Origin of the sequence: Paenibacillus sp. Soil766 (assembly GCF_001428105.1) — a bacterium.
Lineage (GTDB): Bacteria > Bacillota > Bacilli > Paenibacillales > NBRC-103111 > Paenibacillus_E.
The window spans coordinates 76059-88858 of record NZ_LMSJ01000017.1; the positions used below are offsets into that span (position 1 = coordinate 76059).

The 12800-nt window shown below is 47.5% G+C and carries 13 protein-coding genes; 6 read left to right on the plus strand and 7 right to left on the minus strand.

Features of this window, described 5'->3' with window-relative positions; translation table 11 throughout:
- Positions 1–42: 42 nt before the first annotated feature.
- Entirely contained in the window at positions 43–1272 is a 1230-nt protein-coding gene (locus tag ASG89_RS14260) for an S-layer homology domain-containing protein (RefSeq protein WP_157276660.1), read from the minus strand.
- Between the two features lie 216 nt (positions 1273–1488).
- A complete protein-coding gene (locus tag ASG89_RS14265) occupies positions 1489–1935 on the minus strand; it encodes a hypothetical protein (RefSeq protein WP_057311381.1) in 447 nt (148 codons plus the stop codon).
- Positions 1936–2226: 291 nt separating this feature from the next.
- On the opposite strand from ASG89_RS14265, the gene ASG89_RS14270 reads away from it, so the two are divergent.
- A complete protein-coding gene (locus ASG89_RS14270) occupies positions 2227–2793 on the plus strand; it encodes an RNA polymerase sigma factor (protein WP_057311382.1) in 567 nt (188 codons plus the stop codon).
- On the plus strand, positions 2780–4096 hold the full coding sequence (locus ASG89_RS14275) for a hypothetical protein (protein ID WP_057311383.1): 1317 nt from the start codon (positions 2780–2782) through the stop codon (positions 4094–4096). Before ASG89_RS14270 ends, ASG89_RS14275 begins: the two co-directional genes overlap by 14 nt.
- A gap of 552 nt (positions 4097–4648) precedes the next feature.
- Here the strand turns inward: ASG89_RS14275 and ASG89_RS14280 are convergent.
- The 3 genes from ASG89_RS14280 to ASG89_RS14290 form a co-directional block, all read right to left on the minus strand.
- Positions 4649–6139 carry an HD domain-containing phosphohydrolase gene (locus ASG89_RS14280; RefSeq protein ID WP_057311384.1) on the minus strand — a complete coding sequence of 497 codons (1491 nt, stop codon included), beginning with the start codon at positions 6137–6139 and terminating at the stop codon, positions 4649–4651.
- A gap of 475 nt (positions 6140–6614) precedes the next feature.
- Complete coding sequence (locus ASG89_RS14285; RefSeq protein WP_157276661.1) at positions 6615–8108, minus strand: flotillin family protein; 1494 nt, start codon at positions 8106–8108, stop codon at positions 6615–6617.
- Between the two features lie 3 nt (positions 8109–8111).
- Entirely contained in the window at positions 8112–8810 is a 699-nt protein-coding gene (locus ASG89_RS14290; RefSeq protein WP_157276662.1) for an NfeD family protein, read from the minus strand.
- 48 nt (positions 8811–8858) lie between these two features.
- On the opposite strand from ASG89_RS14290, the gene ASG89_RS14295 reads away from it, so the two are divergent.
- The 4 genes from ASG89_RS14295 to ASG89_RS35625 all read left to right on the plus strand — a co-directional run bounded on the left by ASG89_RS14295 (position 8859) and on the right by ASG89_RS35625 (position 11558).
- Positions 8859–10373: a copper amine oxidase N-terminal domain-containing protein gene (locus tag ASG89_RS14295; RefSeq protein ID WP_057311387.1), complete on the plus strand. Its 1515-nt coding sequence runs from the start codon at positions 8859–8861 to the stop codon at positions 10371–10373.
- A 113-nt stretch (positions 10374–10486) separates the two neighbouring features.
- Positions 10487–10843 carry a hypothetical protein gene (locus ASG89_RS14300; RefSeq protein WP_057311388.1) on the plus strand — a complete coding sequence of 119 codons (357 nt, stop codon included), beginning with the start codon at positions 10487–10489 and terminating at the stop codon, positions 10841–10843.
- A gap of 248 nt (positions 10844–11091) precedes the next feature.
- Complete coding sequence (locus ASG89_RS14305; protein ID WP_028555458.1) at positions 11092–11292, plus strand: cold-shock protein; 201 nt, start codon at positions 11092–11094, stop codon at positions 11290–11292.
- A gap of 65 nt (positions 11293–11357) precedes the next feature.
- A complete protein-coding gene (locus ASG89_RS35625; RefSeq protein ID WP_081787428.1) occupies positions 11358–11558 on the plus strand; it encodes a cold-shock protein in 201 nt (66 codons plus the stop codon).
- A 70-nt stretch (positions 11559–11628) separates the two neighbouring features.
- On the opposite strand, the gene ASG89_RS14310 is transcribed toward ASG89_RS35625, so the two are convergent.
- Both ASG89_RS14310 and ASG89_RS35630 read right to left on the minus strand, forming a co-directional pair.
- Complete coding sequence (locus ASG89_RS14310) at positions 11629–12024, minus strand: general stress protein (RefSeq protein ID WP_057311389.1); 396 nt, start codon at positions 12022–12024, stop codon at positions 11629–11631.
- 78 nt (positions 12025–12102) lie between these two features.
- Positions 12103–12267, minus strand: coding sequence for a DUF1328 domain-containing protein (locus tag ASG89_RS35630; protein ID WP_082593200.1), 165 nt, complete (start codon positions 12265–12267; stop codon positions 12103–12105).
- Positions 12268–12800: the final 533 nt, after the last annotated feature.

The window sequence follows — 12800 nt, forward strand, 5'->3', positions numbered from 1 at the left end:
TTGCCCTAAGGTTACTATGCAGATTTACAACAACGAAGTCTTTTATGAATGGATAATAGAGAAAACAATCGTCTTCCCATCTGACTCCAGTCGTGTTTCCACCGAATAGTTACCGATTTGCGTTGTCGTTGTTTCAAGTACACCTTTCGCTGCAGCACGTGTGCATGCATCCGTAAATTGGCGGTTGAAAATATCTGCATCATATCCGAATAGGAAATCCGTAAACGTGCGGATGCTTTCCGTATTACGAGCCAGCACTCCATCCTCCAATCGTACCGTGACCCCGTAGGTCGCAAACTGTGGATCCAGCCAGAGAGAAGCCTCATTGCTGCCCCGTACTTCTGCCGTAGCTCCGCTCAGGGATTGCGCTTTGGCCTCTGCATTCCGAAATAGACGCAGTGTCGTCTCTTGCAAATCGTAATTCGTCCCACGCAGCTTACCTGCCCCTTCCATCACTTCGTATGCTTGCAGCATGCGCTCATCTGGAAAAACGAGCTTCTTGTAGCTGCCATCCTTGGTTGGCACGACTTTGATGAAAGCTTCGTTATCGGTTTTCACGCTGACGCGCTTCGATTTCGTCTGCAACCGCGTAATAATTTGCAACGCTTCGGCACGTGTCACATATTGCCCTACCCCGAAGTAGCCATTCGGATAGCCTTCCATGATCCCTTTCGTCATCGACTCTCCAATAAACTTCTGCTGCCTGCTCGTTGCGCTCTGTAAATCTCCGAAATGAGCTGCCGCGCTAAGACTATACGTTTCGTCCTCCAAATACTCCGTTTCCTTCAGCAAATAGTACAAAATCTCCGCGACATCTTCCCGCTTGAGCGAAGCCTTATAATCACTGAATTGCCCTTTACTAATAAAATGAAGGTCACTTGCCAGATCCAAGTATGGTTTCGCCCAGTATCCGACCGTGTTCGGCTTAAACGTGAAATCTCGGTAGTCCTGCCCTAATATATTTTGATTACTCGCACTCAGCGTTTGCAAAAAGCTTGTCTTCCACTTCCGCTCCCCATTCGGGAACTTATCTGTAAAAGCTAGCAGTACAATTTTCACAAATTGATCTGCAGTAACGGTCTCATTCGGTCGGAAAGTCCCGTCTGGAAAGCCGTCCAATAAGCCCTGCTGTACCATTTGATCGATCGTCTGCTCTGCCCAATGTCCCCCAATATCCTTAAACCCCGCTGCCTCGCTTCTACCTTGCAGACCACCTATTGTTAATAGGCAACCGATCGTCGCGATTGTCAGCCATTTATTCCATCGTATCATCGCCAATTTCTCCGCTTCTCTCCTAATTTTCGGCACCAACTTCTGCCATTCTCTAGAATAAGCCTTCTACTAGCCTTTGAGAACATGCTAAAAAGCCCATTCATTAAGACAGGGTAAGCCCCACCCTAACTGGGTCTATAGCCATATAAAAGGCCAAAAAGACCCTGCCGTCTACTAGGTAGAAAGCAAGATCCGCTATCATGAACATCATTATACTTACTTTTTCGCCCCTGCTACTACCGCTTTGGCAGAATTGTAATAGCGCATCCAGTCGACAATGTACATCATTTTTGCGAGGTAATCAGGTGCACTCCCCTGTAAATGGCTGTACTGCTCTTCTTGCAGCAATTGGTGCAGCTCGTGCCCCTTCGTGTAGAGAGTCTTAGTGAACGCTTCTTCCGTCTGCGGCTTGTAGAGATCCGTTCCTCGGGAAAGCTCAATTTCCTCGATAATTGTACCCCGATAGTACGGGTAAACATTCACCTGCAGGCCCATATCGATGTAAGCCAAACCTGTATATTCATAAGGAAGCCAAATTAAATTCGTCTTCTTATCTTCAAGCTTCACGGTGTATACTAAACCTAAGTTCAGGGCAATCGGCTGCGGATAATTGCTTATTAGTCCGGATCGCAAATGATCTGCTATATGCTCAACGAAATTCATGTTGCTCTTCCTCTCCGAAGGATCTAGTCCTTCCTTCATATTGCGTGCTAAAGCGCTCCGCTGTCAAGCAAGTCCGCATACATTCCAGTTTCTACCCATATATTGTTCTCTTTTCTAGGCACACTTTCCTGCCGATCACGATCTAGCAATTTGACATGAACAGATTCACACAAGAATACGCTCTGATGAGGCACAAAGGGGCAGCAGCTTACGAATGATGTAACTAAAGTTTTTGTTTCGAATGATGAACTTTTTAGGATTATATGCGTCTATATAGGAGAGGTGAGAGAATTGGAAACGACCGGTGTCCATGTATTTGATTATTTGAAGTACATTGCAGAAACAACAGATCAGAAGGTGATCCTTCGTAATTTGATGGAAACCTACGGGAATGATGTGTGGAATTATGCCTTCAGTATTTGTCGTAATAAAGATGCAGCCGACGATATTGCACAGGATGCTTTCTTAAAAGTATATCGCAATCTGACGACTTTCCGTGGCGAAGCTGCGGTTAAAACCTGGTTGCTTACGATAACCCGCAATACCGCTTATGATTATATGCGCAAGGCATTCTGGCGCAAGGTGACTCTGGTTGGCTTCGTGCAATCGGGAGGTACGGCAAACTCGGCAGAAACAGAAGCGGTTGAGAATTTATATGCAAGTGAAATATGGCAGAAGGTCATGTCTTTATCCGCAAAATATAGAGAAATTTTAATTCTTCACGCGCATTATCAGATGACCACCAAGGAAATGGCAGCTATTCTGGATATTTCGGAAGGAACGGTTAAATCCAGGCTTCACCACGCCAGACTTAAGGTTCTTAGTCTGAAGGAGCGTGAAGCGCTTGAACACTCCTGAGCCGGATGACTTCCAGAAGCAATTGGAAGAAGGCCCCCTCGCGCAGAAGGGGTTTACCTCCAAGCTTCAACATGACATCGAGCAAACGATTCGACAGAAGGAGCGCAGCAAGTCCAAGGTAAAGCTTCTTCTCTGCGTCGCTGGTTTAGGTACTGTCTTGGGTGTTGTATTTCTTTTCCCATGGCATACGATGCACACGCAGAGTGAGGCTGCTGCTCTCGAAGGGAAAATGATGCCGGCGGCAGTCACTGTCTCCACACCCCCTCCTGCTCCCATCAATACAGCTTTGCTTATTGGATTACGGACAGAGCATGAGTCTGCCTCAAGCGGCGGTCAAGGGCGTACATTGTCTCCACTTCGTTACAGCACCTATCGGACGATGCTCATTGCGCCCGTTCGCGGGCAATTAGAGAAAACCTCCGAAGGCACTGGCATTTTGATGCCGTATAAGCAAAATTTCTGGAAAATTGACTCCTTTACACATATCACGAACAAAGGTGAGTCTCACTATTTATCTGCTCATTTGGCTGATCAGCCCGTCAAGATAGAACGCTTCACAGAGCCAGAGGATCAAGAATTCAATCGCGTAGAAACACTGTTGTTTGCAGGCAACCAGTACGTCTCCATTGCCGAGTCGGAGGCAGCCTGGAATGGCAATGCACCTTATAATGCGGAACGTATCTGGGTACGCACACTCCCGCAATTGAAGGAAGCGCACACCATGCAGTTCTACAAAAAGCCAGTGGACAAGAATCATGTGTCCTTAATGGATCTCTTTGGCACAAGTATAAGTACGGATCTTGCGAGGATATCGAGCATGGGAGACAATGCGATGAGCGAGGTCTCGGGGCAGAGCTGGACCGTGCAGCGTGAGCCAGGACAGTGGGTTGGCAAAGTCGCTGAAACGCTGAAAGCTAGTTCATCGAGACCTGATTCTTACGTACTGCGTGATTTCCCACGTCAACTGCCCGATAAAGTCGTCAATCACGACGATATCTGTTGCTCGTGGAGTAATATCAAGTCCTCGTGGCCGAAAGCTACGGATGCGCTAACCTCCCCCTTAGACGATATGCTCGTCATCTTCGAGGGAGATACGCTCAAATTCTACTCCTATGGGCAAGCACCCGGCAGCATTCCCCAGCTTACATTGGACTTAGAGCCTGGTGAACAGCTCGTCATGGCGCAATGGGCTACAGATCACTACGTCCAAGAGTGGATCGACAAAGTCGGGCGCTACCTGTCCGATGAGACGGAGTCTCGTTCCGTTGGTTTGCAAATGGAAGCACATCCGAAACCTCACTAGATCACAAAACCCGCTGGTCCTCTTGGACGGAGCGGGTTTATTATAGTTTCTGCTGCGCTGGTGCGCACCAAGTGATCGTTACTTCTACCTCTACCTCTACTTCTACTTCTACTTCTACTTCTACTTCTACTTCTACTTCTACTTCTACTTCTACTTCTACTTCTACTTCTACTTCTACTTCTACTTCTACTACTTCTACTTCTACTTCTACTTCTACTTCTACCTCTACCTCTACCTCTACCTCTACCTCTACCTCTACGCCACAAACGTCTACCCCGTCGCTCCCGTCGCTGCCATTTAATTTAACTGGATTTTATGTAGCTATATTTGCTGATATTCACTCAAACGTGAGAATAGCTGGATTTTCTACAGTTAATTTCCGCGTAAATCGCAGTTATCACCTGTTATCGTTATATTAGCTGTACTTTTTCCATCTATTCGTCTGATTCCAATACATACAGCTGAATTAACTGTATGTTTTCCATTTAGTGAAGACGCAGGCCACTTAGTTACGTTCTACCCTGTGGACCTCTTAACAACCACTCTCAGCAATTAGGCTTTATACGTGTCCATAAACCCCTGAACAAAACGGGGATCCCACTGGCTCCCCTTCCCGTCCGCGAGAATGTCCATCGCCTTCTGGGCAGGCATTCCCTTCCGATACGGACGATCGGACGTCATCGCATCGAACGCATCAGCCACCGCAATGATGCGGCCAAACACCGGGATATCCTGGCCCTTCAGGCCATCCGGATATCCCGCCCCATCGTAGCGCTCGTGATGCGAGCGCACACCTGGAAGCAAGGGAGCCATCGCCTCAGCGGGCTCAATCTGCTTCAAGATCGATTCACCTAGATCCGGGTGACGCTTGATTTGCTCGAACTCCTCATCGGTTAATCGGCCATCCTTTAACAGCACAGCATCGCGCACACCGATTTTGCCGATATCGTGCAGCAACGCTGTTTTGTACAACCAGTCGAGCTCCTGGTCACTCAGGTTCACCGCTTGTCCGATCAATAAGGAGTACTTGGCGACGCGCGTTGAATGCCCTGCCGTGTACGCATCTCGCGCATCGAGAGCTGCCGCAAGCGTAGCGTAATAGCTCTGCAGGAGCTGATTATTCATTTTTTCACGGGCATCGAGGCCCTTCACCATATGGTTAAAACCCGCAATCAACCGCGAGAACTCATCCGAGTATAAGTCAGAGGCTCTTACTTTGAGATCACCGGACTGCACCTGCTTCATCACCCGATGCAAATCCTCAATCGGCTGTTGAATATCATTGGCCAACAGACGTGCTCCCAAAGACGAGAAGCCGACGCCCAGCAAAAGAATAATCGCCGCCCATTTCCAATAATCCGCGATCAGCTGGGAGGAATCCACGCTTGTGCTCAACCGGATTTGCGTAGCTAAGCTAAAAAGAAATAGCGGCATCGTACCGATGAGAAACGCACTCAACTGGAACTTCCGCTGAATCGATACGATGACGCGACCATCCAATGAAACGTCTTCACCATGTATTCGCTGCCCTAACTCACGTATATGTATCAGCATGGGCCGAATGGCTTGCGCCGTCATGAAAAACTCAAGCAACGCATGCATACTGGCAATTAGTATGGCGCCGATTCCGGCAAGGCCGATGTAAAAAGCAGGCATCGTCAACCACCCCCACATGATCCCTAAGCTTGCCATTGTCATTGCTGGAATCGATAGCCCCAAAAAGTGCGGCCCCATGATCCGCATCACCGATAAAGCAGGAAAGCGATGTGTCTGTAGGTAGGCTGCACGAATAGTGTCCAGCGAAGGTTCTTCTTGGCCCATCATTTCGCGAATAGGACTAATGTGCCTCCGAAATACTAGAAACTCTGCAAACATCATGACACATAACGATGAAATCATAATAATAAACACACGGAGCATTTCGACCCCCGAAATCGTAAGTGTTGTCGAAATAATAACCCCGCCAACAACAAGAACAGCAATACCCGAACCCATCATATAATTTCGTAATAAATCACGTAGGAATTTCCTATATATCCCCATACGTCTCCCCGCCTCTATCCAAACTATGCAAACTGCGAAGTAGACTCGCATCCCCTCTATTGTAGCGTAATCTAGCGAAATCCGCTCATTATCTCTAATAGAACCAACTAGTTGGCTAGCCGTTCTGGCAAAAGGAAAAAGCCACACTCTATTGCTAAGAGTCTGGCTTTGTTGTTTGGTCCGGGTGCGCGGCTTTAGCGCCCTTTTCGGGCCTTATTCAGGCGAAAAGCACGCCGGGGCCTCGTCCGCCAAGACTTTAAGGCCCTTTCCGGGCCTTATTGGCAGTCGCGGGGCAGCACCACGCGGCTTTAGCGCCCTTTTCGGGCCTTATTCAGGCGAAAAGCACGCCTGGGGCCTCGTCCGCCAAGGTTTTAAGGCCCTTTCCGGGCCTTATTGGCAGTCGCGGGCAACTCCACGCGGCTTTAGCGCCCTTTTTGGGCCTTATCGGGCCTTACCGCACCCGCGCGCACCCTCCCTAGCCCTCCTGCTTCAACGTCGGGTCAGCATCCGTGCCTAAGAACGCGCGTGCCAAGTCGGTCACGCTTTTGCCTGTGAGCGTCTGGGTGATCTCCGGCACCTGGGCGATCATTTTGGCAATATCACCGGTGATCCGGTTCACCCCAGACGCCGAGCCGTCCTGCGAGATCACGGTGATCTTATCCACGTTGCTCAGCGGTGCCGCAATTTTCTCCGCCAGCTCCGGCAGGATGCGGAGAATTTCCACCGTCACAGCCGCCTGCGTGTACTGCTTGTAGGCCTCGGCCTTCTTCTCCAGCGCCTCCGCTTCCGCAAGCCCCGCTAGGCGCACGACCTCCGCGTTCGCCTTCCCTTTGGCGAGCTCGGCTTCGGCCGTGGCTTCGCCGCGCTTTCTCGTCGACTCTGCATCTGCCTCGGCTTCAAGGATTTGCCGCTGCTTGCTCACCTCGGCGCGCATGATAGCCGCCAGCTTCTCCGCTTCAGCTGGCTTAATAACAGAAGCCTCGAGCTCCTTCTGCTTCAGCTCGACCTCAATCTGGCGAACTGTTTTGTTCGCCTCTGCCTCCATCTGACGAATCCGTACCTGTTCCGTCACGAGTTGCTGTTGAATTTGCTTTTGCTTCAATTCATAAGCCAAATCCGCTTCAGCCTGACGACTCGTCGTCTCCTGCTTGAACTCCGCTTCCTTCATGCTGAGCTCCTTGCGGTACTGGGCTTCCTTCGCCGATGCGGCACTCTCCGCTTCAATCATTAATTGATGAGCTTCCGCTTTGCGAATGGCCGACTCCTTCTCCGTATCTGCTTGCCGGATTTGAATATCTCGCTCGACTTCCGCTTTGGCAATGCTCGCGCTTTTACGAATCCGCTCCACCTCAGGTACACCCAGGTTCTCGATGTAACCTTGATCGTCCGCTACTCGTTTCAGCACGAAGGAAATGAGGTTGAGCCCCATTTTATCCAAATCCTCGGAACACGTTTCCCTCATCTTGCTATTGAGCTCATCTGGGTTCTTGAGAATCGATTCTACCGTCAATTGCCCGACTAACCCCCGCAGATGCCCTTCTACAGAGTGCAAAATCATCGCTTCCCGCTCCGCCATCGAATGATCGAGGAACTGCTCGGAAGCCGTTGCGATCGCGATGGGATCACTTTGGATTTTGATTTGAGCGACAGCTTCGATTTTGAGACGAATACCTTGTAGAGAAAACATCGGTTGGTCCGGTTTCACATCAAAGCTGGTGAGCATCATCGAGATCGTTTTATAGCTCTGAAAGCCGGGAATGACGAAGGTCCCGCCGCCTTGCACCACCCTTTTGCCACCTAAACCAAATACGATCATCGCTTCATTCGGCGGTACTTTCTTATACGCTTTCACAATCGAGGCCAGTAAAATAAAAACAACAACCACAATGGCAACTACCATAATAAGCACTGAATACATCATATCTGCCCTACCTCCCTGTCGTACCTCACTATTGGTTGAAGCAAGCACTGATTATTCAAAGTCACTGAATTCCGTCACCGTAGCAACACCTTTGCCCATGTTCAAAATAACAACTTTCGTCCCTTTCGCCAGGGACTCACCGTTCTCGGAACGCACACTAATAGTACGTGTGGTTCCATGGAGCACATACACCATTTCACCCATGCCCTTCCCATTAATCGGGACCGTAAGCTTTCCTAACTGACCACTTAGCTCAAAATCGCTCTCTTTCATACTGTCATCATGCTTATAAATAACCTTAGCGTACAAAAGGAAGAAGAGCCACGCCATCACAAGGCCAGCAGCAACGGCAAAGAGAAGAATGAATAAGCCGTTTGTCATGCCAACTTTGTTAAGGATGTACCCCACGCCGCCGAATACCGTCAACCCCGCGAGTAATGAGGACATATTGAACCAAGAGGGCCCGCTATGCCCGTGTCCATGACCATGTGCACCATGTGCACCGCCTGCATCGCCATGCAATTCAAAACTGTCCACACCGAAAATTGTGATGAGCAGCGTAAGTGCGAGACCTACAAAAAAACAAACAATAAACAACGTCATCATCAGCTTTACCTCCCACATAAAATTAGACGAAACTGGGAATAAAAGGTTTCGCCGCAACCCAATTTTGTTGCTTCGTTCATTTAATTGCTGAGCAATTACTTGCACATACAGCGCATCCTTCTCGTAGTACTTGCGTATAATCATTCGATGACTTATCGTTAATTCTATTAAAACAAAGGAGTAGATTATCCCATGCAAACAAAAAAATGGACTTGGTTAATTTCGGCAGCACTGGTAATCATGATGTTGACACTAACGGGTTGTCAATCAATACAAGGACTGGAACTGGCGAAAGCCGTTCAGAATGATGCGAATGTGAAGTCTTCTGAGTCCAAAGGTACTTTGCAGCTCGAGCTCATCCCTGGCGATACGTCGAAGCTAACCGCAGAGGAGAAAGCCGCACTTACAGCTTTGCAGGATGTGAAGGTTGAGCTTGCCGTCAAAACGCAGGATAGCCAACATCTGTCTGCTGAAGGCAAGATTATTTACAGTAAAGGTACTATTCCTTTCAACGTTGCCCTGGAGGGAACGAAGATCAACCTTAACATTGAAGGTTCCAAACAACCGATTGTACTTGATCTGTTAGGCGGCGCTAACATTTCATTCTTAAGTTTCTTGCCTAAAGCCATTCAAGAGCAATTCGGTAATAAAATACTTGAAATTAAACCAGCACTTATCGGACTTATTTTAGGAAATAGCCCTGATCCTAGTAATCTAGCGATTACTTCAGTAACGGATAAAGTTAATGGTGAATCTCTTTCACTACGTAAAGCCCATGTAGAACTTAGTGGCGCTGAACTAGCTTCCCTTCTGCAAGAGATGCTTGCTAACGTTCTTGCCGACGAGGATGGCCTCAAAGAAGTTCTTAGCCAGTTGTATGATGCACTTGCTCCTGTGATTCAAGAACAAATTGATGCTGGAGATAAAAGCATTACACTGAGTCTTCTAACGAATAAAGATCTGACACTTGGCTTTGTGTACTCACCGATCCACGATTACCTTGCGGGATTGGCAGATTCCATTGATCCAACGAAAGATATGTTTAGCAGCAAGGCATCACTTCAAGCAGATGTTTACATCGATAGTGACAAACAAATTCGTAAGCAGAACATCGCAATTCATATGCCACTTACAGAATCCAACAATGGCGCTTCCGCGATTAAGATTTCCTATGTGAGCGAATCTTGGAATTTGAATAAACCAGTTACGGCTAGCACGATTAATACATCTGGTGCTCTTCAACTTAATCCAGATGCTACGGCAATCTTCAAGGTGCTTGCTGCCTTAGATAAGCAATCCACACTTTATAAGATGCTTAAAAACGATCTGCAAGTAACGAAAAAAGATATCAATATGGTTACTGACGGGTCTGGAGCTAAGGACGACGCACCTCAACCATTTATTAATGCAAATGGCACGACGATGGTACCGGTTCGCTTTGTTTCCGAGCAGCTAGGTGCTGAGGTTGGCTGGAATGGTGAGCTCAAACAAGTTACCATTACCGATTTCATTCATGGTAAGAAGCTCCTCTTGACGTTGAATAGCACAAACGCGACTGTCAACGGCGCAGCTGCTCCTGAGCTGGAAAGTGCTGCTACATTGTCCGACAACTCAACTTTTGTTCCTATTCGCTTCATTGCTGAGCAGCTTGGCTGCGTAGTTTCGTTTAACAATGAGACGCGTGTCGTCACGATCCACCGCGACTAAGTAAAAATTCTAGATAGGCGATCACCCTTTTCGCACGGCTGAATAGTCTAGTAATGAACCTAGGCAGAAAGCCTACTGCGAAAGCGCAGTTGTACGAGAAGGAGTGAACGTTTATGTATACGAACCCGATGCATCCGCAAGGGCCGCAAGGTCATCATGGGCACCAAGGACCTCATGTGGTGTACCAATCTGAGCCCAACTGGCAGCACATGATGAAGCACAAAAGAGATGCCGTGATGCATGCACTGCATCCGCACATGGGCCGTAAGATTCGTGTAACGACAATTGATGGGCACACCCATGAAGGTGTTCTTATTAATGCGGATGGTCATCATGTGTATCTAAATATGGACCCCCATCATGGACATCATCAAGGTCAGCATCACAGACCCATCTATACACCAGCACAATATAATCAAATTATCACGCTTGTGCTTTTTGAACTTTTGGTTATTCTCCTGCTCGCCTAAAACAGAAAGCTCGCTCCTTAAGTCCGTAGGCTAAGGGAGCGAGCTTTTTGCTGTTCAATCGAACGCAATCTTCAAGAAATGATGCTGTCTGAAAATAACTTTGATGTTTTTTCAGAAAAGTGGAATAAGCTTCCTGATTAATGGATATATTATCAAAGCTGCGTTAATAACTTACAAGCTCTTCGGAACGAGTTGATTCCGCCGATGAGAATCGCAGGCACAAATTATTGTTGGAGGTTTATGAACACATGGAAACTGGTACAGTAAAATGGTTTAACGCAGAAAAAGGATTTGGTTTTATCGAAATGGAAGGCGGCAATGACGTATTCGTTCATTTCAGCGCCATTACAGGTGAAGGTTTTAAAAGCTTGGATGAAGGCCAACGAGTTCAATTCGAAGTTGTTCAAGGTAACCGCGGACCGCAAGCTGAAAATGTAGTCAAGCTGTAGTCCTTCATCACATATTGCTTTAACTGCTTGCGCGTCAGAGTCAATTATGACAAGGAGGAGTTCGATTGTACTTTTCAAAAAAATCATTGGAACCAGTACCGGAGGAACAAACCAGCATCTGGACCTGCAGCACTGATCAGTGCTCTTGCTGGATGAGAGATAACTTTTCATTCGCGGATAGTCCCGCATGTCCGATTTGCAATTCATCCATGGTCAAGGATTTAAAGATGCTCCCAACCTTATCGAACACAAGCAGCAGGCGATGAATCCGGCATAAAAGCCCCTGTCTCCCATGGAGACAAGGGCTTTTTCTTATTACGATCAGCGTGATCCTTCTTATAAGAACGGTGGCTGATATCCATTGCTTTGGTACATCAATAGTGTTTCGTCCTCTTCCAAGGCAGGTGTGGCTAACACGAGGATTTTCCCCCACTCCAGTTCCGTTATGAGCCTGTCCGCCTCCGCTTCTGGCACGCCGAGTGCCATAATCTTCGCTTTCAGCTCTTCACCACGTGATCGGAAAAGATTGGCGATCGCCGTGAACAATCCTTCTTCGGCCATCGAAATCTGCTCTGCACCCGTAAACTCCGCGACGTAATCTGTACCTTCAGCACTGTGTGTCAGAACATAAATATGATCTTTTTTGAAGCCTTCGTTATGCAGTTGATGCACTTTGTTCTGCGTATCTTCAAGACTTGATGTCACACTTACTCTGGTATACGAAGTACTCATGGTAATTCCTCCTCGTCAATGGGTTTTATAGGGTTTATTCGTGTTACCTCGAGTTAGCTGCTTCCAGTTACATGCTTCCTAGAGGCGTTGACGTCTGCCGAAAATCAGCGATACGACGAACATAATAAGGAAGACGAAGAACAAGATTTTGGCGATACCTACTGCTGTTGAGACAATCCCAAAGAATCCAAAAACACCTGCAACTAGCGCAATTATGAGAAACATTATAGCCCATCCTAGCATATCCAACACCTCTCTTTTCCTTTGCAATAGTGTTCATCTTGCTATGCTTTCTATTACCCATACCACCTAGGGTTGAAACAGGTTTTAAACGAATCTGGGCAAAACCCGATAATCCCGTCCTCTAAGGGAGCTTACGTTTATCTGACATATTAGCATTTATCTATTTCCGGTCTTGGGAAAAGCGAAGCTTACACCTTATTCAATAAGGCCTGATTTGTGACGTGCTGGTTAAAGAAGGATTGGGGTGCGGAGGCGGGGGCGGAAGTAGCTGTAGAGTAGTTACAGTTATATGGGGTGCTGAGTCAAAAAGGTGAATATGTCGGATGGAAGCTTCGTATAATCTCCTGTGTGACAAGTGAATAGATGGATATTGTACAGCTAAATCGAATTTCCGAGGAAATATCGCGTAAATAGCTGTACTTTTTCCAGTTAATACAAGTTATGTAGTGTATTTCACCTCGATTGGATGCACCTGCAAAAACCAGTTATTATCGACCGCTCATCCTCGAAGAACAAAAAAGGCGCCCCCGCCA

What these genes read in the sequence shown, in the direction of transcription:
- ASG89_RS14305 (WP_028555458.1), top strand. Translation starts at nt 11,092, where the DNA reads ATGGAAACTGGTACAGTAAAATGGTTTAACGCAGAAAAAGGATTTGGT.
- ASG89_RS14300 (WP_057311388.1), top strand. Translation starts at nt 10,487, where the DNA reads ATGTATACGAACCCGATGCATCCGCAAGGGCCGCAAGGTCATCATGGG.
- ASG89_RS35630 (WP_082593200.1), bottom strand. Translation starts at nt 12,267, where the DNA reads ATGCTAGGATGGGCTATAATGTTTCTCATAATTGCGCTAGTTGCAGGT.
- ASG89_RS14290 (WP_157276662.1), bottom strand. Translation starts at nt 8,810, where the DNA reads ATGATTATACGCAAGTACTACGAGAAGGATGCGCTGTATGTGCAAGTA.
- ASG89_RS14265 (WP_057311381.1), bottom strand. Translation starts at nt 1,935, where the DNA reads ATGAATTTCGTTGAGCATATAGCAGATCATTTGCGATCCGGACTAATA.
- ASG89_RS14280 (WP_057311384.1), bottom strand. Translation starts at nt 6,139, where the DNA reads ATGGGGATATATAGGAAATTCCTACGTGATTTATTACGAAATTATATG.
- ASG89_RS14295 (WP_057311387.1), top strand. Translation starts at nt 8,859, where the DNA reads ATGCAAACAAAAAAATGGACTTGGTTAATTTCGGCAGCACTGGTAATC.
- ASG89_RS14310 (WP_057311389.1), bottom strand. Translation starts at nt 12,024, where the DNA reads ATGAGTACTTCGTATACCAGAGTAAGTGTGACATCAAGTCTTGAAGAT.
- ASG89_RS14260 (WP_157276660.1), bottom strand. Translation starts at nt 1,272, where the DNA reads ATGATACGATGGAATAAATGGCTGACAATCGCGACGATCGGTTGCCTA.